Source organism: Flavobacterium aestuarii, assembly GCF_040049115.1.
Taxonomy (GTDB): Bacteria; Bacteroidota; Bacteroidia; order Flavobacteriales; family Flavobacteriaceae; genus Flavobacterium; species Flavobacterium aestuarii.
This window is the reverse complement of record NZ_JBDLZZ010000003.1, coordinates 1-21,511: the sequence shown is the minus strand read 5'-3', so window position 1 is coordinate 21,511 and position 21,511 is coordinate 1. Positions and strand designations below refer to the sequence as shown.

Annotated in this window: 17 protein-coding genes and 1 pseudogene; 17 read left to right on the top strand and 1 reads right to left on the bottom strand. The window is 36.7% G+C overall.

Going from position 1 to position 21,511, the window contains the following annotated elements:
* Window positions 1-52: 52 nt before the first annotated feature.
* From ABEG11_RS03840 to ABEG11_RS03775, 14 genes are all read left to right on the top strand, one after another.
* A complete protein-coding gene (locus ABEG11_RS03840; RefSeq protein ID WP_348822876.1) occupies window positions 53-1,231 on the top strand; it encodes a glycoside hydrolase family 76 protein in 1,179 nt (392 codons plus the stop codon).
* Between the two features lie 91 nt (window positions 1,232-1,322).
* Complete coding sequence (locus tag ABEG11_RS03835; protein ID WP_348822875.1) at window positions 1,323-2,018, top strand: SGNH/GDSL hydrolase family protein; 696 nt, start codon at window positions 1,323-1,325, stop codon at window positions 2,016-2,018.
* A 9-nt stretch (window positions 2,019-2,027) separates the two neighbouring features.
* Window positions 2,028-3,836 (top strand): glycoside hydrolase family 2 protein, encoded by a 1,809-nt coding sequence (locus tag ABEG11_RS03830; RefSeq protein ID WP_348822874.1) that lies wholly within the window; start codon window positions 2,028-2,030, stop codon window positions 3,834-3,836.
* A 3-nt stretch (window positions 3,837-3,839) separates the two neighbouring features.
* Window positions 3,840-6,137, top strand: coding sequence for a GH92 family glycosyl hydrolase (locus ABEG11_RS03825; protein WP_348822873.1), 2,298 nt, complete (start codon window positions 3,840-3,842; stop codon window positions 6,135-6,137).
* Window positions 6,138-6,173: 36 nt separating this feature from the next.
* Complete coding sequence (locus ABEG11_RS03820) at window positions 6,174-7,604, top strand: glycoside hydrolase family 125 protein (protein WP_348822872.1); 1,431 nt, start codon at window positions 6,174-6,176, stop codon at window positions 7,602-7,604.
* A gap of 27 nt (window positions 7,605-7,631) precedes the next feature.
* The gene (locus ABEG11_RS03815) at window positions 7,632-9,815 is read left to right on the top strand and encodes a GH92 family glycosyl hydrolase (RefSeq protein WP_348822871.1); all 2,184 of its coding nucleotides are present in this window, start codon (window positions 7,632-7,634) and stop codon (window positions 9,813-9,815) included.
* Window positions 9,816-9,826: 11 nt separating this feature from the next.
* The gene (locus ABEG11_RS03810; RefSeq protein WP_348822870.1) at window positions 9,827-9,961 is read left to right on the top strand and encodes a hypothetical protein; all 135 of its coding nucleotides are present in this window, start codon (window positions 9,827-9,829) and stop codon (window positions 9,959-9,961) included.
* A 10-nt stretch (window positions 9,962-9,971) separates the two neighbouring features.
* Window positions 9,972-10,898: an ROK family protein gene (locus ABEG11_RS03805; protein WP_348822869.1), complete on the top strand. Its 927-nt coding sequence runs from the start codon at window positions 9,972-9,974 to the stop codon at window positions 10,896-10,898.
* Between the two features lie 18 nt (window positions 10,899-10,916).
* The gene (locus ABEG11_RS03800) at window positions 10,917-11,426 is read left to right on the top strand and encodes a cupin domain-containing protein (RefSeq protein WP_348822868.1); all 510 of its coding nucleotides are present in this window, start codon (window positions 10,917-10,919) and stop codon (window positions 11,424-11,426) included.
* A 172-nt stretch (window positions 11,427-11,598) separates the two neighbouring features.
* Window positions 11,599-12,636: a LacI family DNA-binding transcriptional regulator gene (locus ABEG11_RS03795; RefSeq protein WP_348822867.1), complete on the top strand. Its 1,038-nt coding sequence runs from the start codon at window positions 11,599-11,601 to the stop codon at window positions 12,634-12,636.
* Window positions 12,637-12,779: 143 nt separating this feature from the next.
* Window positions 12,780-14,729 (top strand): glycoside hydrolase family 97 protein, encoded by a 1,950-nt coding sequence (locus tag ABEG11_RS03790; protein ID WP_348822866.1) that lies wholly within the window; start codon window positions 12,780-12,782, stop codon window positions 14,727-14,729.
* Between the two features lie 51 nt (window positions 14,730-14,780).
* Window positions 14,781-16,106 carry a sugar porter family MFS transporter gene (locus ABEG11_RS03785; RefSeq protein ID WP_348822865.1) on the top strand — a complete coding sequence of 442 codons (1,326 nt, stop codon included), beginning with the start codon at window positions 14,781-14,783 and terminating at the stop codon, window positions 16,104-16,106.
* Window positions 16,107-16,391: 285 nt separating this feature from the next.
* Window positions 16,392-17,435: a LacI family DNA-binding transcriptional regulator gene (locus ABEG11_RS03780; protein WP_348822864.1), complete on the top strand. Its 1,044-nt coding sequence runs from the start codon at window positions 16,392-16,394 to the stop codon at window positions 17,433-17,435.
* Between the two features lie 532 nt (window positions 17,436-17,967).
* Entirely contained in the window at window positions 17,968-18,564 is a 597-nt protein-coding gene (locus ABEG11_RS03775) for a murein L,D-transpeptidase catalytic domain-containing protein (RefSeq protein ID WP_348822863.1), read from the top strand.
* 67 nt (window positions 18,565-18,631) lie between these two features.
* On the opposite strand, the gene ABEG11_RS03770 is transcribed toward ABEG11_RS03775, so the two are convergent.
* The gene (locus ABEG11_RS03770) at window positions 18,632-19,078 is read right to left on the bottom strand and encodes a response regulator (RefSeq protein WP_348822862.1); all 447 of its coding nucleotides are present in this window, start codon (window positions 19,076-19,078) and stop codon (window positions 18,632-18,634) included.
* A gap of 729 nt (window positions 19,079-19,807) precedes the next feature.
* Between ABEG11_RS03770 and ABEG11_RS03765 the strand changes: the two genes are divergently transcribed.
* The 3 genes and pseudogenes from ABEG11_RS03765 to ABEG11_RS03755 form a co-directional block, all read left to right on the top strand.
* Entirely contained in the window at window positions 19,808-20,452 is a 645-nt protein-coding gene (locus ABEG11_RS03765; protein WP_348822861.1) for a Crp/Fnr family transcriptional regulator, read from the top strand.
* A gap of 61 nt (window positions 20,453-20,513) precedes the next feature.
* Window positions 20,514-20,675: a hypothetical protein gene (locus ABEG11_RS03760; protein WP_348822860.1), complete on the top strand. Its 162-nt coding sequence runs from the start codon at window positions 20,514-20,516 to the stop codon at window positions 20,673-20,675.
* Window positions 20,676-21,028: 353 nt separating this feature from the next.
* A pseudogene (locus ABEG11_RS03755) lies at window positions 21,029-21,511 on the top strand (IS1595-like element ISBbi1 family transposase); the annotation flags it as partial.

The following is a 21,511-nucleotide window of genomic DNA, read 5'->3' as shown; positions in this document are numbered from 1 at the left end:
TCTCTTTAGTTACTAATAAATTAAAGAGAAGCTTTAAAAAAAACACACAAATATGAAAAGATTTATTTCGATACGCCAAAGTATAATGATGGCTATGGCAATTGGGCTGGGCATAACGGCTGTTTCATGTGATGATGAGGCTATTCCATTGAGAGATCCTTCAGCAGGCGGTGGCACCAAATTTGAATATACTTGGGCAAAAACCGCCGATTCATTGCAAACCGCTACCTACAATGGATATTTGGGTTCAAATGGAACTTTTGTTCAGGATAATGCAGGTAACAGCAATTTTAATTATTGGCCAAACGCTCACACGCTTGATGTACTGGTAGATGGCTATTTGCGTACTCATGATGACAATTATCTGTCTAAAATGAAAGCACTGCTCCAAGGCATTAAAGTAAAAAACGGAAATACGTATAACAACGTTTTTAATGACGATATGATTTGGTTGGCTAATGCAAGCCTTAGGGCGTTTGTAGCGACCAATGATCAGGAATACAAAGATGTTGCCGATTACCTTTGGGGCAGAATAAAATTAAGCTGGAGTGATGACGTTTTTGGCGGAGGTATAACCTGGAAACAGGATACTCCTAAGCAAAAGAATGCTGTGTCAAATGCTCCTGCGGCGATAGTTGCTTTACGTCTTTATGAAATTAGTCATAATGCTGATGATCTGGAATGGGCCAAAAAAATCTATGCTTGGCAGAAAAGCAATTTAGTTGATCCTGCAAATGGATTAGTATGGGATAATATTTCCGAAACTAATGGTGTGGTAACTACAAACAAAGACTGGGTATTTACTTATAATATGGGAACATGGATAGGAGCTGGATTAAGACTGTATCAAATTACTGCCGATCAGTCATATTTAAATGACGCTCTTAAATCAGCTAAAACTTCCCTAACAAGTCCTAAACTGGTATCTGAAGGTTTGCTGAAAGATGAAGGCCAGGGCGATGGCGGATTGTTCAAAGGTATCTTTGTGCGTTATTTTACTGAACTTATTGAAGAGCCTACAGTAAACTCTACAGATCATGAAAGCTTTGTAAAATTCTTTGAATTTAATGCACAAACGTTATATAATGATGGTATAAAAAGACCTGTAATGTTTTGCGGTCCTAAGTGGAACGCACTTCCAGCAGGAGCTACAGATCTTACAACACAGTTAAGCGGTGTTATGCTGATAGAAGCAGCAGCAAAACTTCATAAAGAAGATTTATTAGATTAATTAGTAGTTTGGTTATTTAATGCCTGCAGGCATTTCTGCCTGCAGGTTTTAATGGTATTAATTGCATGTTGCATTTTTTAAGAAGATTAGAATGAAAAACAAAGCATTAACATTTAGTCTATTTATAATATTTTTTGTAATTCATAATTCTAATGCGCAGGATTGGGCTAATTTAAAACGATATGAAAAGGAGAATGCTGTATTAGTTCCTGTGGCAGCTTCTGAAAAAAGAGTTATTTTTATGGGTAATTCCATAACAGAAGGATGGCTGCGAATACATCCTTCATTTTTTGAAGGAAAGCCATATATAAACAGGGGTATAAGCGGGCAGACGACACCGCAGATGCTGCTGCGCTTTAGGCAGGATGTAATAAATCTTAAGCCTTTTGCGGTAGTGATACTGGCAGGAATAAACGACATTGCTCAAAATACTGGGCCAATGACGCTCGAAGAAACCGCTGGAAATATTTTTTCTATGGCTGAATTGGCAAAAGCCAATGGCATAAAAGTGATAATCTGTACAGTACTTCCTGCATCAGATTTGTCCTGGAGACCAGGAATGGAACCGGGACCAAAAGTTGTTAAGCTTAATGCTTTGCTAAATAAATATGCTGCAGAGCACACTATTCCATTTGCTCATTATTATATACCAATGGTAAATAATTCGCTGGGGCTAAAAAAAGAATTGGGTGATGACGGAGTGCATCCTAATGAGGCGGGATATAAAATTATGGAACCTATCGTTGATAAAGCAATAGCAGACCTCTTTAAAAAATCTAAAAAATAGAAAATCATAATGAAGAACAAATTTACAATCTTACTTTTTGTATTAGCTAGCTTATCAGCAGTGGCCCAGTGGAAACCTCAAGGCGATAAAATAAAAACAAAATGGGCAGAGGAGGTAGATCCAAATCATACCCTTCCTGATTACCCAAGACCTATAATGGAGCGTAACAAATGGAAAAACCTTAATGGTTTATGGAACTATTCTATTCAGCCAGCAGGCAAAGAAGCGCCAGTAAATTATGATGGCAAAATATTAGTTCCATTTGCAGTCGAATCAAGTCTTTCGGGCGTAATGAAAACTGTAGGAGCAGAGAAAGAGCTATGGTATGAAACGAGTTTTACTATCGATAGCGATTGGAAAAATAAAGACATACTATTGCATTTTGGAGCCGTAGACTGGAAAACAGAAGTCTGGATCAATGATATAAAAATTGGAATTCACACTGGAGGCTATACACCTTTCAGTTTTAATATAACTCCGTTCTTAAACGGAAAATCTCAAAAACTAGTTGTAAAAGTCTGGGATCCATCCAGCGAAGGAACTCAGCCACGTGGCAAACAGGTTAAAAATCCGGAATCTATCTGGTATACTCCCGTAACAGGAATCTGGCAGACAGTATGGCTGGAGCCAGTGGCTAAAAAACATATTAATAACATTAGGACTACTCCTGATATCGATCATAATACAATCAGTATCTTAAGTAATATCGAAGGCGCTTCAGCGGGTGATATTATTGAAATCTCTGTATTTGATGGGGCAAAAACAATAGCATCGGCCAAAGCAGTTGCAGGTCAAGCAGTAGATATTGTATTGGCTAACCCTAAATTATGGTCACCAGATTCACCTTTTATTTATGATACAAAAATTAAGCTGATTAGTAATGGAAAAGTTGCAGATGAAGTGAAAAGCTATTTTGCTATGCGAAAAATTTCTTCTAAAAGGGATGCTGATGGAATAGTAAGAATGCAGCTTAATAATAAGGATGTTTTTCAATTCGGACCACTTGACCAGGGATGGTGGCCTGACGGTTTATATACTGCCCCAACAGACGAAGCACTGAAATATGACCTTGTAAAAACGAAAGAATTAGGTTTTAACATGATTCGCAAACACGTAAAGGTTGAACCAGCACGCTGGTATACGTATTGTGATAGAATGGGCTTTTTGGTTTGGCAGGATATGCCAAGCGGCGATGAAGGTCCTATATGGCAAATGCACAAATATTTTGAAGGAAATGAACTGAAAAGAACCGCACAGTCCGAAGCGACCTATAGAAAAGAATGGAAAGAAATAATGGACGAATTATATTCCTATCCAAGTATTGTAGTGTGGGTTCCATTTAACGAAGCATGGGGACAATTTAAAACTGTAGAAATTACTGAGTGGACCAAAAATTATGATCCAAGCAGATTGGTAAATTCTTCGAGTGGCGGTAATCATTTTCAGACAGGAGATATTCTAGATATACATCATTATCCTGGACCCGACTTAAAATTATATGATGCAAGAAGAGTAACTGTACTTGGAGAATATGGTGGTATAGGGCTTCCAGTTGAAGGGCATTTATGGCAGACAGATAAAAACTGGGGCTATACTCAATTTAAAAATACCGGAGAAACTACTGCAAAATATAAAGAGTATGCTGATCAGCTTATCAAAATGGCAAAAGTTGGATTCTCGGCGGCAGTCTACACTCAGACAACAGATGTTGAAGGTGAAGTAAATGGATTTATGACTTATGACCGAAAGGTAGATAAGATGATTTTTTCTGAAGTTAACAAAATCAATAAAGAAGTAATAAACGCTATTAATAAATAATTTATGCCGGTTAATAAATTAAAATTTGGTTTTTGGTTAGTAACACTATTCGCCGTTAATTCGAGTAGTGGTCAGAGTGTCCCTGTTAGCGATAGTAAAACTCCTGTGGAATGGGTGAATCCGTTAACGGGTACAGACTCTGATTATGATGTTTCTAATGGAAATACGTATCCCGCAATCGCTATGCCCTGGGGAATGAATTTCTGGACGCCACAGACTGGAAATATGGGAGATGGATGGGCATATACTTATAGAGCCTCGCAAATAAAAGGTTTCAAGCAGACACATCAGCCTTCACCGTGGATGAATGATTATGGTCAGTTTTCTATCATGCCGGTAACAGGCAGACTCAAGTTTAAGGAAAAAGAAAGGCAAAGCTGGTTTTCGCACAAAACCGAGACAGTAACTCCGTATTATTACAGTGTTTATCTCGCAGAACATGATGTAACTACTGAGATCACTCCAACAGAAAGAGCGGCGAGATTCAGGTTTACATTCCCTAAAACGGATGCTTATATAGTTGTAGATGCTTTTGATAAAGGATCGTATATAAAGATTATACCTCAGGAGAAAAAAATTATTGGTTACACAACAAAAAACAGTGGAGGTGTGCCAAAAAACTTTAAAAACTATTTCGTAATTGTTTTTGATAAAGAGTTTACAGTAACGCATACTTTTAACGGAGATAGATTAGGTGATGCCCTCGAAGTGACAGCTGATCATTCGGGTGCTGTGATTGGCTTCAAGACTAAAGACGGCGAAAAGGTCAATGCCAGGGTTGCTTCTTCATTTATTAGTTTTGAGCAAGCCGAAATCAATCTGAAAGAAATTGGCAATAACGATTTTGATCAGCTCAAAGCAAAAGGAAAAGAAATTTGGAATGATAATTTAAGCAGGATAAAACCCGAAGGAGGTACAGCTGCTCAAACGGCTACGTTCTATTCGTGCTTATATCGCTCGCTGCTTTTTCCTAGAAAATTTTATGAATACAATGCCTCTGGCAGAGCAGTTCATTATAGTCCATACAATGGAGAAGTATTATCTGGGTATATGTATACTGATACAGGTTTTTGGGATACATTTCGTTCACTCTTCCCATTCCTTAATTTAGCGTACCCAAAAACAAATGCAGAAATTCAGGAAGGGCTTAGCAATGCCTATAAAGAGAGCGGATGGCTGCCAGAGTGGGCAAGTCCAGGTTTAAGAGATATTATGGTCGGTAATAATTCGGCCTCAATTGTAGCAGATGCTTACCTGAAAATTGGCGCTCAAAGCAATTATGATATCAAAAATCTATATGAAGCTGTTTTGCACGGTGCTAATAATGCTGGGCCACTCAAAGCGGTTGGCCGTGCAGGTGCTGAGCAATACAATAAATTAGGTTATGTGCCATATGATGTTGTCAATGAAAGCGCCGCCCGCACACTCGAATATGCCTATGATGATTTTGCGATTTATCAATTAGCAAAAGCTTTAAACCGTCCAAAAAGTGAAATTGAACTGTACAGAAAACGCAGCCAGAACTATAAAAACCTTTTCGATCCTACGCATAATTTAATGCGTGGAAAAATGTCAAACGGGAAATTTATGGAACCATTCGACCCAATCCGCTGGGGCGAAGGCTTTACGGAGGGAAATAGCTGGCACTACAGCTGGTCAGTTTTTCATGATGTGCAGGGACTTATTGACTTGATGGGGGGTGCCACAGCTTTCACCAAACAATTGGACAGTGTATTTGCATTGCCTCCAGTTTTTAATAATAGCTTTAATGGCGGTTTCATTCACGAAATGAGGGAAATGCAGGTAGCCAATATGGGGCAGTACGCTCATGGAAATCAGCCGATCCAGCACATGATTTATCTGTATAATCACGGTTCCGAACCTTGGAAAGCGCAGTATTGGGTAAGGGAAACCATGAATAGATTATACAGCCCAAATCCTGATGGTTATTGCGGCGATGAGGATAATGGGCAAACATCTGCCTGGTATGTGTTCTCGGCAATGGGATTCTATCCTGTAACTCCTGCATCAGATCAATATGTTATAGGCGCACCATTGTTTAAAAAGCTTACGCTGCAACTCGAAAATGGAAAACAGGTAGTAATCAATTCGCCTAAAAACAGCGACAGCAATAGATACATTAAAACAATGCAGTTCAATGGCAAGGAATATACTAAAAACTATTTCAGTTTTACAGAGCTCATGAAAGGTGCTGTCATTGATGTGGAGATGAGTGATACACCTAATAAAGAAAGAGGAACAAAAAAAGAAGATCTTCCTTACTCATTGACAAACGAATAAAAATATAAAAATTCTCGAAATTTAAAATATATAGTTATGCAAAGAAGAAAATTTATCCAGAACACTGCCTTATTCAGCAGCTTGGCTTTAATAGATCCTATGGAGATATTTGCTGGCAATGCAGCAGCAGCTGATTTTCCTGTTGTAAGGGTTGCAAAAGGCAAAAGAAATTTTGAAAGTGATTTTATTGAAAAAGCAATTGCTGAATTCCAGAAGAATGTAAAAGATAAAGAATTGGGATGGCTTTTTAATAACTGTTTTCCTAACACACTTGACACAACTGTAACTCACGGCCAAAAAAACGGACGGCCAGATACGTATGTAATTACAGGAGATATAGATGCTATGTGGCTAAGGGACAGTTCTGCTCAGGTATGGCCGTATATGGCTTTTGTTGGCAAGGATACAAAACTGAAAAATCTGATAGCTGGTGTTATCAACAGGCAGACAGAATACATCCTTAAGGATCCCTATGCGAATGCTTTTTATAATGACGCTGACAAAAAAGGGGAGTGGACAACCGATCATACCGATATGAAACCAGGTGTTCACGAGCGAAAATACGAAATTGATTCTCTTTGTTATCCTATAAGACTGGCGTATAACTATTGGAAAAATACCGGCGATACAGCTCCTTTTGATGATAATTGGGTAAAAGCTATTCAGGCAACGCTCAAAACATTCAGGGATCAGCAGCAGAAAGATGGAAAAAATCCATACAGATTTGAAAGAACCACCCAATTTGCAACAGATACCCGTCCGCTGAAAGGTTTTGGTTATCCTGTAAAGCCCGTAGGATTAGTTTGTTCTGCATTCAGGCCAAGTGATGACGCAACGGTTTTCTCTTTTCTTATTCCATCAAATTTCTTTTTAGTTGTAAGCATGAAGCAGGCTGCAGAGATGATGGAAACAATTAAAAAGGATGCCGCTTTTGCAAAAGAACTTAGGGATTTGGCTTCAGAAGTAGAAAACGCAATCAAAGAACATGCGGTGGTGAAACATCCTAAATACGGTGACATTTACGCTTTCGAGGTTGATGGTTTTGGAGGTCATCTTTTAATGGATGATTCTAACGTGCCAAGTTTATTGGCATTGCCATACTTGGATGCAGTTGATGTTAAGGATTCAATTTATCAGAACACTCGAAAATTTGTGCTTTCTCTGGATAATCCATTCTTTTTTAAAGGAAAAATAGCCGAAGGAATAGGTGGCCCGCACGTAGGTATGGATATGATCTGGCCAATGTCTCTTGTTATGAGAGCCTACACCACATCTGACCCAAATGAAATTAAGGACTGCATAAAAATGCTTAAGGCTTCGCATGGAGACACTGGTTTTATGCATGAATCTTTCCATAAAGATGATGCCAAAAACTTTACTAGATCCTGGTTTGCCTGGACCAATACGCTTTTTGGGGAACTTTTGTGGGATACTTATCAAAAAAATCCAAAGCTTCTGGAACTATAATAAACAGGAAACTAATTTATTTATATCATGATAAAATTTAGAAAGAAAATTGCTGTTGCTGTTCTTTCTGTGTCATTCTTTGGCTTTAACGCTGAGGCACAAGAATCAGGAGGCGGGCTTTCGAAAGGAAAATATACGGCTTTGGTCAATCCATTTATAGGTACGGCACCATTGCTGGACACCAAGATAATTGGTTATACACCACCAGCAGATATGCGTGTCTGGGCAGGATTGGTTTTTCCTGGTTCGTCGGTACCTAACGCAATGGTGCAGCTGAGTCCAATGACAAAATACAGATCGGGAGCAGGGTATGAATATGAAGATACCAGCATTTTAGGATTTACACATACCAATAAAGGACATTGGAATCTTTGCCATATTCCATTATTGCCAGTTCCTGATGGTGCAGTGTATCCTTATAAATCATTATTTAGCCATGATCTGGAAAAAGCAAGTCCAGCTTACTATGAGGTATACTTAAAAGAATATGATGTAAAGGTAAAGCTTACATCCACATTGCGCTGCGGAGTTCATGAATATACCTTTAAAAATAACAAAGGACGAAAAGTGCTTTTTGACTTAGGACGTGCTAACAATCATGTAGATGACTGGCAGATTAAGCAGGAAAATTCTAATGCTGTAAGCGGCTTTCAGAGGACGGGTGGCGAAAAAATATATTTTTATGCAGTACTAAGCAGTCCAATAGATAAGCTGGATGTAAAGGACATAGCCAAAAGCAATGGTTATGCACTGCTAAATATTAAGAATGGCGATACCAAGCCTGTCATTGTTAAGATTGCCTTATCTTTTGTAAGTACCGATAATGCTAAAGAAAACCTTAAAGAGGAAGTGGGCGATAAAACCTTCACTAAAGTTTTTGAAGAAGGAAGCACTTCATGGGAAAATCTGTTATCTAAAATTCAGGTTAAAGGCGGCAGTAAACAGCAGGATGTAATGTTTTACAGCATGCTGTACCGGTCTTTCCTATGGCCAGCTCTAAGAAGCGATGTAAATGGGCAGTTTACAGATGAAGCTGGCAAAGTGAGAAAAGAAAATTACCGTTATTACACATTGCCGTCATTGTGGGATGATTACAGAAATAAACTTGTTTTATTGAGTATATTTTCTCCTGAGGTTACGAGTGATGTCATTAGTTCCATCATTAACGAAGGAGAAATAAAAGGTTTTATACCTACATTTTTTCACGGTGACCACGCCGCTTCGTTTATCTCAGGTTCTTATATGAGGGGAATACGAAATTATGATGTAAAAAAAGCCTACCAGCTATTGCTTAACAACGCCTACAAAGAAGGCGGTACAAGACCTCATATAGCCGAATATATCGCAAAAGGATATGTTCCCGAACAAGATATAAAAGACCCTAAAATTGAAACTAAGGCAAACGCTGGAGTTACCAAAACACTAGAATATGCTTATGATGATCATGCGCTTGCATTATTGGCCAAAGAAATGAATGACACTGAGCATTACAATGATCTGGTAAAACGTTCAAAAAACTATGCCAATGTTTTTGATAAATCTACTGCCTTTATGAGAGGAAAGTTAGCTGATGGCAATTGGGTAACACCTTTTAATCCCGAATTTCCATACTACGAATATATGTATCGTGAAGCAAATGCCTGGCAGTTATCGTTTTTTGCACCGCATGATATGAAAGGTCTTGTCGAATTATATGGCGGAGCTCAGCCATTTGAAGCTAAACTGGATGAATTTTTTACAAAACCATGGAATCCATCGTATATAGCTTGGAACATCTCGGGTTTTATTGGGCAGTATTGCCACGGCAATCAGCCGGATCATGAAGCACCGTTCTCGTATTATTTTGTAGATAAACCCGAAAAGTCACAGCAGAGAATTGACGAAATCCTTGATACTATGTACGGCATTGGTCCCGAAAAACTGGCTATGTCCGGGATGGATGATGCTGGCGAAATGTCTTCCTGGTACGTGTTTGGCGCATTGGGACTTTATCCATTATCACCTGCAGATCCTGAGTATATAGTGACAGTACCTATTTTTAGCGAAGTAAATTGGACTATGCCTTCGGGTAAAAAGCTGATAATAGCAAATCCGAATGGAGGAAGAAATTTAAAAGCTGTCAAAGTGAATGGCACTCAAAACAAAGGATATTTTATTTCACACGACCTTTTCAAAAATGGAGGAAAGATAGAAGTGCAGACAAAAAAGTAATATAAAAAATCATGAATAATTTGCCTAAAGCCTTCTTGCTTACTTTAGATGATGATGCTGCAATGTCTTCATGTTTTGTCGTGGAGGCTTTTAGGAATTTTTCTGCTGGAGCAGGAAAGCATTTTAGATTATTAAATAAAAATTAAAACAATAAGAATGGCATTAGTAATAGGTGTTGATGTAGGAGGCAGCCACGTAAGCAGCGCGGCAGTAGATAATGAAAATTTTAAAATAGTTCCAGATACATATTTTAGTGGAATTGTTGATAATAAGGCTTCAAAAGAAATTATTTTTTCCAAATGGGCAGCAGTTATAAATAAGACTATTGAAAAATGCCCGCAGGATGATATACAAATTGCTTTTTCTATGCCTGGGCCATTTCAGTATGAAACCGGAAGGGCAATGTTCAAAGGTAACGATAAGTTCGAAGCATTATATAATGTGGTTATACCTGATGAATTTTCAAAATACATCACATCAGCAAAAAATATAAGCTTTCGATTCTTAAATGATGCTTCTTCATTTGGCATTGGAAGTATATTAATAAATGGGCTGGATAAAAAAGTCCAGAAAGTGGTTGCAATTACTTTGGGTACCGGTTTTGGAGCTTCATTTTTAGATAGTACTATACCGCTGACAACTGGCGAAAACATTCCAGAAAATGGCTGTTTATGGGATAAGATTTTTCAGGACGATATTGCCGATGAATTTTTCTCTACAAGATGGTTTATCAAAAAGTATGAGGAATACAGTGGAAGCCAAATTACAGACGGTGTAAAAGAAGTATCAAATAAAAATGATGATTTTTCTAAAAAGGTTTTTGAGGAGTTTGCCAATAATTTTAGTGCTTTTCTGCTTCCTTTTCTAAATAATTTTGATTGCAAGACACTGGTTTTAGGAGGGAATATCGCAAAATGCAGTGCTTTGTTTTTGCCAAAAGCAGTGCAGATCTGGAAAGATAATAATTGCGAAATAGAGGTTATAATTCTAGAAAATACAGAAGAATCAAGTATAATAGGGGCAAGTTATATGTTTAACGAATTGTTTTGGAGCAAAATAAAAGAAGCCTTGCCTAATTTTTAAATAACTTATAATTATAGTATGGATAATAACAATCATGTTGATAAAGAAACCATTTTTAGCGAAATAGCTAAATGGCTGCAGACTCAGTATTATACTGTAGTACAGCAGGATAACAGCAGGCCTTGGGGAGGTTTTTTTGTAATAGATGAATCTCAGGCAGGCCGTTTTGCGGAACAGTTTTTTCCGCATCTTAAAATGTCAGATATACAGATCACAAACAAATTGAGTCCCAAAATCCTTATAGTAGCTCCTGAGAAAAGATTGTCATGGCAATATCATTTCAGGAGGGCTGAAATATGGAAAGTACTGCAGGGCCCCGTAGGCGTAAAAATTAGTGACACTGATGTGGAAGGAGAACTAAAAGAGCTGTCAAAAGACAGTTTTATACAAATGAATAAAGGAGAACGCCACCGCTTGATAGGGTTAGAATCATGGGGGATTGTCGCTGAGATATGGCAGCATACTGATCCTGATAATCCATCGGATGAGGAGGATATAGTACGGCTTCAGGATGATTTTGGGAGGTAAATAATTTTTTTAAAAAATAGATTGCGATTGCCTGCTTTTATCTTTTGCAATATTTTGGCAAAGGAGCTGGTATTTAGTAGGAATCACATAATAACTTTTGTCTATATTTGGTACTTTTATTGTCGTAATTTTAAAAAATTATTGCAGCGTTTTAAATTTTATCTAAAGCTAAATGAAAAAGAAAACTGTTTCTATAAAAAATATTGCTGAACATCTGAATATTTCAGTAACTACCGTATCTTTTGTTTTAAATGGCAAAGCAAAAGAGAAACATATTTCAAAAATTCTTACTCAGAAAGTCTTAGATTATGCCCAAAAAGTTAATTACAAGCCCAATCAGATTGCACAAAGCTTGAGGACTGGAAAATCCAAAATTTTAGTTTTCATGGTCGAGGATATTTCTAATTATTTCTTTGCCAAATTGGCTAGAATTATCGAAGACATTGCTTATGACAAAGGATATAAAGTTATTTTCTGCAGTAACGAAAATCAGGATACAAAATCTCTCGAATTAATTGGACTGTTCAAGAATAGGCAAGTAGACGGTTTTATAATTGTTCCATCGCCTGGAATAAAAGATATGATTGCAGAATTAATTGAGGAGAATCATCCTGTAATTCTTTTAGACAGATATTTTTTAGACCTGGAATGCAATAGTGTTATAATTGATAACCACGAAGCTACGTTTGAAGCCACCAGTCATTTGATTGCCAATAAGTATAAAAACATAGGTTTCATTACTACTGATTCGGAGCAGATGCAGATGCATAATCGTTTATTAGGCTACGAGAGTGCTATGATTCAGAATAATCTGAAGGCGAATGTTCTCAAAATTCCATACAGAGAAGCTAATGATGGCAAAGCAAATGATTTTATAAAGAGATTTATTGCAACTAATAAGGATTTGGATGCTGTTTTTTTTGCAACCAACTATCTGACACAAGCGGGATTAGAATCGTTTAAAGAAAATAATCCAGAGCTGATCCACAATTTAGGTATTGTTACATTTGATGATAATGAACTGTTTAAAATTTACAGCCCTACTATTACCGCAGTTTCCCAGCCTTTAGAAAGTATTGGCAATAAGCTGATGGAACTTATGCTGCGATTGCTGAAACAGAAAGATGTAAAGGAGATATCAGAAAAAATTGTACTTAATGCCGAATTAAAAATACGCGAGTCATCGTTGCATGGCTCGTTTAAAATCTAATTGCAGAGTAATATTATTTAGAAAAAATGATTAATAGAATTGCAGAGGAGTTTTTTTGCCTTGTTTGCTAAATCGATTTAGTTATCAGCTTTCAATATATTCAATGATTGACCAGATAACCTTAACATTCAAAACCACTTTTAATGAGACGAATTATTTTTTCATTTCTTTTTTTTCTTTCACTGAGCATTTCCGCTCAAAAAGAAGCTCTTTCATCACCTGATGGGAGTTTGAAAATCCAGATAAATCTGAAGGATAGCATTACTTATTCGGTTTTTTTGGGCAGTGAAGCAATTTTTGAAAATAACAGCCTAAGCTTAAAGCTTAAAGACCAGGTTTTAGGAAGACAGCCAAAACTCATTGGCAGAAAAACCGAAACTGTAAATAAGCAGGATAAACCAGTTGTACCGATAAAATTCAGTACAGTCAGCAATCACTATAATGAGCTAAAATTAAATTTCAAAGGTAATTACAGCCTGGAATTCCGTGCCTATAACAATGGTATTGCTTACCGTTTTGTTACCAATTTAAAGCCAGCAGTTATCGCGGTTTATGATGAGGAATTCATACTGAATACACCGGCTGATTACATTGCAAATTTACAGCAGACAGGATCTTTTAAGACCTCATACGAGGATGCTTATTCTAAAGTAAATACTAAGGATTTTGATTCTAAAACAAAAATGGCAACTCTGCCGGTACTGCTTAATTCGTCTCAAAACCATAAAATATTAATTTCCGAATCCAATCTTACAGATTATCCAGCCATGTTCTTAAAGGGAATAGCACCCAATAAAATGAAAGGTGTTTTTGCCCAGGCTCCTCTGGCCTTTGGGGACGACGGCGACCGAAGCGTGAAAATTACTTCGCAGGCTGATTATATTGCCAAGACAGCGGGTAAAAGAAACTTCCCTTGGCGCTATTTTGTAATCACCAGGGAAGATAAGCAGCTGCTGGAAAACACGATGACTTATAATTTGGCCGAATCCAATAAAATAAATGATCCATCATGGATCAAGCCTGGTCAGGTAAGCTGGGAATGGTGGAACGATGCCTCTCCTTATCATGTCGATTTCGTATCGGGCTATAACGAGGCAACCTATAAATATTATATTGATTTTGCTTCGGATTTTGGCATCCCCTATATCATTATGGATGAAGGCTGGGCAAAATCGACCACCGATCCTTTTACCCCAAATCCTGATATTAATCTTTTTGAACTTATTGAATACGGGAAAAAAAAGAATGTCAGGATTGTTCTATGGCTGACCTGGCTTACAGTTGAACATCATTTTGAATTATTCAAGACTTTTAGTGACTGGGGCATTGCAGGTGTTAAAATTGATTTTATGGATCGCAGCGATCAGTGGATGGTGAACTATTATGAACGTGTTGTAAAAGAGGCTGCCAAGCACAGGCTGTTTGTAGATTTTCATGGTTCATTCAAGCCGGCAGGCTTAGAATATGCTTATCCCAATCTGCTTTCCTACGAAGGGGTTCGAGGATTGGAGCAAATGGGCGGGGCTACACCAGATAACAGTCTTTATCTTCCTTTTATCAGAAACGCAGTAGGACCTATGGATTTTACGCCGGGAGCCATGATAAACATGCAGCCCAATGTGTATCGTAGCGAAAGACCCAATTCGGCAGGTATGGGAACCAGAGCCTTTCAGATGGCTTTATATGTCGTTTTCGAAAGCGGCCTGCAGATGCTTGCCGATAATCCGACCAACTATTATCAGAACAAAGAATGTACTGAATTTATTACTCAGGTGCCAACAACTTGGGACGAAACCATTGCTCTTGAGGCCAAAGCTGGAGAGTATGCCATAGTGGCTAAGCGCAAAGGCAGCCAGTGGTTTATTGGAGCAATAGCCAATGGAAGCCAGGAGAAAAGAGCATTCAAGATAAGGCTTGATTTTTTGGATAAAAGCAAAGAATATGATATGGTTTCCTTTGCAGACGGGATCAATGCAGGAAGACAGGCAATGGATTATAAAAGAAATGAAAGAGTAGTAAGTCAAGGACAGGAGATCGCTGTTGAAATGGTAAAAAATGGAGGATGGACCGCCAAGATTTCATTAAAAAAATAGACTTGGTTTTATATAATTGGAAGGAAATAGCATTAACCAAATTAAAGCAAAATGGATAGCAGAAAAATAGTTTATTGGTCAATTGTAGTGGCATTAGCAGGTTTTTTATTCGGTTTTGATACTGTAGTTATCTCTGGTGCCGATAAGCAATTGCAGCAGTTATGGGGAACATCTGACTTAGCCCACGGATTGGTAGTAATGTCGTCAGCACTTTGGGGAACAGTAGTTGGAGCGCTTGTTGGCGCAGTTCCTACGAACTTTTGGGGAAGAAAAAAGACACTTTTACTAATAGGAGTTTTGTTTTTTCTTTCGGCAGTAGGAACTGCTTTTTCAAATGGTTCTGTCGTTTTTTCAATCTTCCGGTTTTTGGGAGGTCTGGGTATTGGCGTTTCAACGATAGCTGCGCCAACTTATGTTTCTGAAATTGCTCCCGCAAAAAACAGGGGCAGATTAGTAGCGCTTTACCAATTTAATATTGTTTTTGGTATTTTAATCGCTTATCTGTCTAATTATCTGCTGCAGGATCTTGGCGAAAATTCATGGAGATGGATGTTAGGAGTCCAAGCCGTACCAGCATTTTTATACACCATATTGGTTTTAGGAGTTCCCGAAAGCCCACGTTGGGTTTATGAATATAAAAATGATCGCGAAGGAGCTATTGCAATCTTAAAGCAGGTTAATACAGATGAAGAGGCCACACAGGAAATAAATACGATGGAAAATGAGAGACAGCAGGAGTCACTTGATGAATCTATTTTTATGAAAAAGTATAGAAAACCATTGATGCTTGCTTTTTTTATAGCATTGTTCAATCAGTTTTCAGGAATCAATGCTTTTCTATATTATGCACCACGTATTTTTGAATTAGCAGGACTGGAACAGTCAGCTTCATTTTTTAGCAGTATCGGGATTGGTGCAGTAAACCTTTTTTTTACGTTTATTGGAATTTCACTGATTGACAGATATGGAAGGAAAACCTTAATGTATATTGGATCATTTGGATACATAGTTTCATTAGGTTTGGTTACACTAGCCTTTTATAATGAATGGAAAGGTATGATTGTGCCCCTATTTTTCTTTTTATTCATTGCTTCTCATGCCATTGGGCAGGGTTCAGTTATATGGGTGTTTATATCCGAATTGTTTCCAAACAAGCTTAGGGCTTCAGGGACTTCATTTGGAACATCTGTGCATTGGGTCTTGGCGGCATTAATTCCGTCTTTTATTCCCTTTTTATTCAAAGAAATCGGTGCAGCCACGGTTTTTGCAGTTTTTTGTATTATGATGGTATTTCAGCTGCTTTGGGTCGTCTTTAAAATGCCCGAAACAAAAGGAAGAACATTAGAAGAACTGTCTAAAAGTCTTGCAGACAAATAAAGCAGTATTTGGCATAGATTCTGATTTTTGCAACTGTTAAATTACTGATACTATCAGCAGCAGATTTTGATATAAAGCCATTATTATTAGACGATGCAGCTGAATAAATTATAATTTTTTGATTATAATTGAAGATTTGATTGTCAAAATACTATTGTTTATTGAAATTATACTATTAATCTTATAGGTCAGCATTGCTTACTTTTATCGCAGTTATTTTGTTCACTATTTTAATGAATATTGAAATAGTGAACAAATAGTTTTTTAATCTTATAAGCGTGCAGAATGAAAAAAAGTAAGGTATCTATAAAAACTATTGCGGCAAATTTAAATATTTCAGTGACAACAGTTTCTTTTGTCTTAAATGGAAAAGCAAAAGAAAAACATATTTCAAAAGAACTGACTCAAAAAGTGCTGGATTATGCAAAAGAAGTTAATTATAAACCCAATCAGATTGCTCAAAGCCTTAGGACAGGGAAATCAAATTTACTGGTTTTTATGGTCGAAGATCTTTCGAACAGCTTTTTCTCAAAATTGGCTCGTATCATTGAAGATATTGCGTATGAAAAAGGATATAAAGTCATTTTTTGCAGTAATGAAAACGATGATGAAAAGTCTAATGATCTTATCAGTCTTTTTAAATTCAGGCAGGTCGATGGATTTATTATTGTTCCCTCGCCAGGTATAAAAAATACGATTAAAGAATTGATCGATGAAAATATTCCAGTAGTTTTGCTGGACAGGAATTTTGAAGACTTAGAATGCAATAGCGTAATTATAGATAATGAGGAAGCAACCTACAATGCAACAAGTCATTTAATTGATAACGGTTTTAAAAAAATAGGTTTCATCACTACCAATTCAGATCAATCGCAAATGAAAGGGCGCTTATCGGGTTATGAAAAAGCAGTTTTTGAGCATAATCTGGAAACCAAAGTACTTCAAATTCCATATAATGATATTCATAAAGGAAAAAGCAAAGACTACGTTAATAAATTTTTAGAACAGCATGCTGATATAGATGCCGCTTTTTTTGCTACCAATTATCTGGCACAAACAGGATTGGAAGTTTTTAAGGAGAATAAGCCTAATTTGATTTATGATTTGGGTATTATTGCCTTTGATGATAATGAAATGTTCAAAATTTATGATCCTTCGATAACTTCCGTTTCGCAGCCTTTAGTAGAAATAAGCACCAAGTTAATGGAAATTTTATTGCCTCTTTTGAAGAAAAAAGATGTTTCTGAATCTATTAGCAAAGTAATTCTCAAAACTGATCTTATCATTAGAGAATCTTCATTGAAAAAGAACAGCTTGATTGTTTCCTGATAAATTCTATTCAGCTTCGCAAAGCTTTTTCTTTAAATTTTATAGATATTCGTTTCCTGTTCTCTGTACTTGGAGGGAGAAAGTCCCATTATGTATTGTGCATTTGCAGTAAGTGCTAAAAAAAGCACATTTTAGTAATTTTCTTTGATTGATGGAGAAATATGAAGCGATTATACACTTCTAAATGTTATTAAACCGATTTCAAATCTGCTGTTACGGTCATCTGTGGTTTGATTCCTATTGCTTTAAACTCCAATCCTCTGATTGCGCCGTTAGCCATTGTATTAATCGGCGGTCTAATCAGTTCGACAATCTTGTCCAGAATTGTTACGCCGGTGATGTAGAAAATGATCCCGCCTAGTATTGATAATAATTAATAAAAAGTATGTACTTGTCACATTTTTAAATATTTACAAAACATTAACACATTTATATGGGAATTATATAAGCTTTCTGTATAATTTTGTAACCACTAAAAAACGCTTTCTAGGTTTTGTAAATAATTTTAATTTATCAACTAACCCAATTGCTTATGAAAACAGTTTTAATGACTTTGTTTGTTTGTTTAAGCTCTTTTACAACTTATAATACTGCCAATAAAGCAGTATTGAGTGAATTAGAAATGCTAAGGCTTAGTGATCATGCCAATGAAATTAAATCACAAATTGGTGCTGATCATAAATACAGTTCTAAAATTGCATTTTTAGTGGATATGAAAATTAAATCTGGGAAGAATCGTTTTTTTGTATACGATCTTCAAAATAATAAAATACTGGATCAGGGGCTTGTCGCTCACGGAAGCGGTTCAGAGACAGGCGTACCTGGAGATTTAAAATTTAGTAACGCACCAAATTCCTATTGTACATCACTCGGAAAATATGCTGTTGAGAAATCATACAATGGCATGTTTGGCAAAGCATTTAAGCTGAACGGTTTGGATGAATCCAATAGCAATGCATATAAAAGAGCGATTGTATTGCATCAATATTCAGCTGTTCCTTATGATGAACAAGATCATTATATTGTTAGGAGTCAAGGATGTCCAATGGTTAACGAAGTTTTTTTTAAAAGGCTTGAAAAAATTATAGACAGCTCAAATTCTAAAATTATGCTTTACGTTTATTATTAATTTAATAACGAAATATAGATAAAAAAAAGAGTTCGTATGAACTCTTTTTTTATGATATAAAATTAAATCAGATCAGCCTGAAATTTTTTTTCTGAGTCAATTGCCAGTCAGTCTGCAGTACATCTTTTACAAAAGTTCTCAAGACATCAAACTTATTTGGTTTTACCGCATAAAATGTTGCACCAAGTTCTAGTGCTTTTTCAATAACGGTGGGATCATTGCTGGTTGAGAGAATGATAATATTTATTTTTCTGATATTTCCTTCCTGTCTGCGTATCTTTTCCAGGCATTCAAAACCAGACATACCAGGCATATTAATATCCAGGAAAAGGACTTCAGGAAGCGGTTCAGTGATAGTGTCGAGAATCTGCATTAATTGCATGCCATCTTCGGCTTGCGTTATAATTACCGATGGATCAGCTTCCTGCAGTGCTTCAACAAATAGTTCCCGATCATCTGGGTCGTCATCTGCCAAGTAAATGTATCGTTGGGAATTTTGTTTTTCTAAGGCCATTATGCTATATTTTTATACTGCAAAAACATAAGACAAGAATTTAGAAATCTGCAAATGTTTATAAAAATATAAGCTTTTGTAAATCGATAAACTATCGAATTATATCCGTGTATACGGTTAATAATATGGAAAGGTACGTTTTTTATTTAAGAAAATCTGTATAGATTAGTTTTTTTAGATTTAGTTAACAATACAAATGTCCATATTATGCTCTAATATAACATCATGGATGAACGGCTGCAAAAAGCATTTTTATTTTGATAAATCAATTAAGGCTGCTCACATGTATTTTTAGATGACTATAATTTTTAGATATTTCATCATTATATGTTGTACAAAAACTTCTTCGATTTTCTTAGGTTTAAAATATTGTATTAACCGTGAGAATTGGATGATTGCAAAAGAATTAATGAATGGCCTGCTGAAGTAAAAAAAATACCTGTAATATTCGTGGTTATACGAATACCGAATAATTAATAATGTAATAAAATGAATAAGAAGTGTCAAAATCTCTAAAAAATATATAAAATAAGCAAAACAATTAAAGTATTAGGATCTGCTGGTTTTTGCCGGAATTATATTCATTATTAAAGGATTGTATTATATCCATATTTATTTTTAAAATCATAGGATGAAATTTTTATCAGTAAATGGAAATTCAATGGAATTCAGTACTTAAAAAACAGAATCATTGAAATTTCGCATTAAATTTGTAACCAAAAAAATAGAATGAATGAATTACTGCAAAAGGCTTACGGGCACCTTTTTGAAAAAGAACTCATTGACGAAATTGCTCAGATCTCAGTTCTAAAGGATTTTAAAGAAGGTGATGTGTTAATTGATTTTGGCGATTATATCAAAAAAATGCCTTTACTTATATCTGGAGCTATTAAAATAATGAGGGAAGATTTAGACGAAGGAGAAATGCTGCTGTATTTTCTGGAAAAAGGGGACACCTGTGCCATGACGATGGCTTGCTGTATTGGAGACACAAAAAGCGAGATAAGAGCCGTGGCCGAAAACGATGGACAGGTCATAATGATACCAGTCAGCAAAATGGAGGAATGGCTAGGCAAATACAAAAGCTGGAGAAACTATGTTTTCAGCAGTTATAACAACAGGCTAAAAGAAATGCTTTCTGCTATTGATAATTTAGCTTTTATGAATATGGATGAGCGGTTATTTGGTTATCTTCTGGACAAAGCCAAAATCAATAATTCAAACCGGATTCTAAGCACGCACCAGGATATTGCCTATGATTTAAATACCTCAAGGGTAGTGGTTTCAAGACTGCTGAAAGCATTGGAGAAAAAAGGAAAAATAAAACTCCACAGAGCATATATAGAATTAATGGATAAAAGGGAAAAGCTATAAATGGGATTCTGCCTAATCAGTTTTTTTGAGGCAATACGAATCCTGATTCGAATGTAATGGCATGGGAATCTTGCCAAATCGAAGTCAGATACCGCATCACCGAATCACTTTGTTTCCTATTCTGACCTTTTATGAGGAAGCATTGAAGACAAAGGAATCCGGGCATTATGCAGGCTTTTTTCCTGTCTGTTTAATCCAGCAGTTCGGGATGGTTCAGGATTAATTCTATCTTTTTTATAATTATTGTAATCTGATTCATTTGAGCTTCAATGTTTCTAAAAAAGAGACTGATATCTCTGTTAACCCAGCTTTCCGAAATGACTCTTGCCCCGAGGCTTATTCTTAGAACAGCACTTTGAAAAGTATTTTCATATTTAACATTAACAGGCTGTCCGATATGGCACTTTTGAGAAGCAAGCCTAATGATTTCTACATGCGAATCCTCAAATTTATCTGAAATATCTGAATTGAGCAGTATGTATAATTTTTTTACCTGATCAATAGATAATGCTTTTTCTGATTCTCCGCAAACACACCTAATATTTTTAGTATATTAGCGCTCAAAAAGCAGGGATTATGAACATATTCAGTTTTACGGCTCATTTCGGTTCGGAGGAAGATTGTCGTTTGCATTTCAAGGAGCAGCGTGATAAGGAAGGGGTTGTCTGCAAGCGATGCGGGGGCACTTCCCATTATTGGTTACAGGGTAAATGGAGTTATGAATGCAAAGGTTGCCGTTTCCGCACCTCGTTGCGCAGCGGTACGAACATGGAGAGCTCCAAGCTGCCGTTTCTGGTGTGGTACAAAACGATGTTCCTGATGAGTTGCACAAAAAAGGGATTCTCCACCAACGAACTCCAGAAGCAATTAGGATTGAAGCGTTACGAACCGGTATGGGCGATGGTACACAAACTCCGCAGGGCGATGGGCAACCGGGATGCAAGGTATACACTGGAAGGGATGATAGAACTGGATGAGGGTTACTTTTCGGTGGCCAGTAAGGAAATCGAGCGAGGCAAGGGTACACGTGGCCGGGGAGCCGAGGGAAAGCAGAACGTT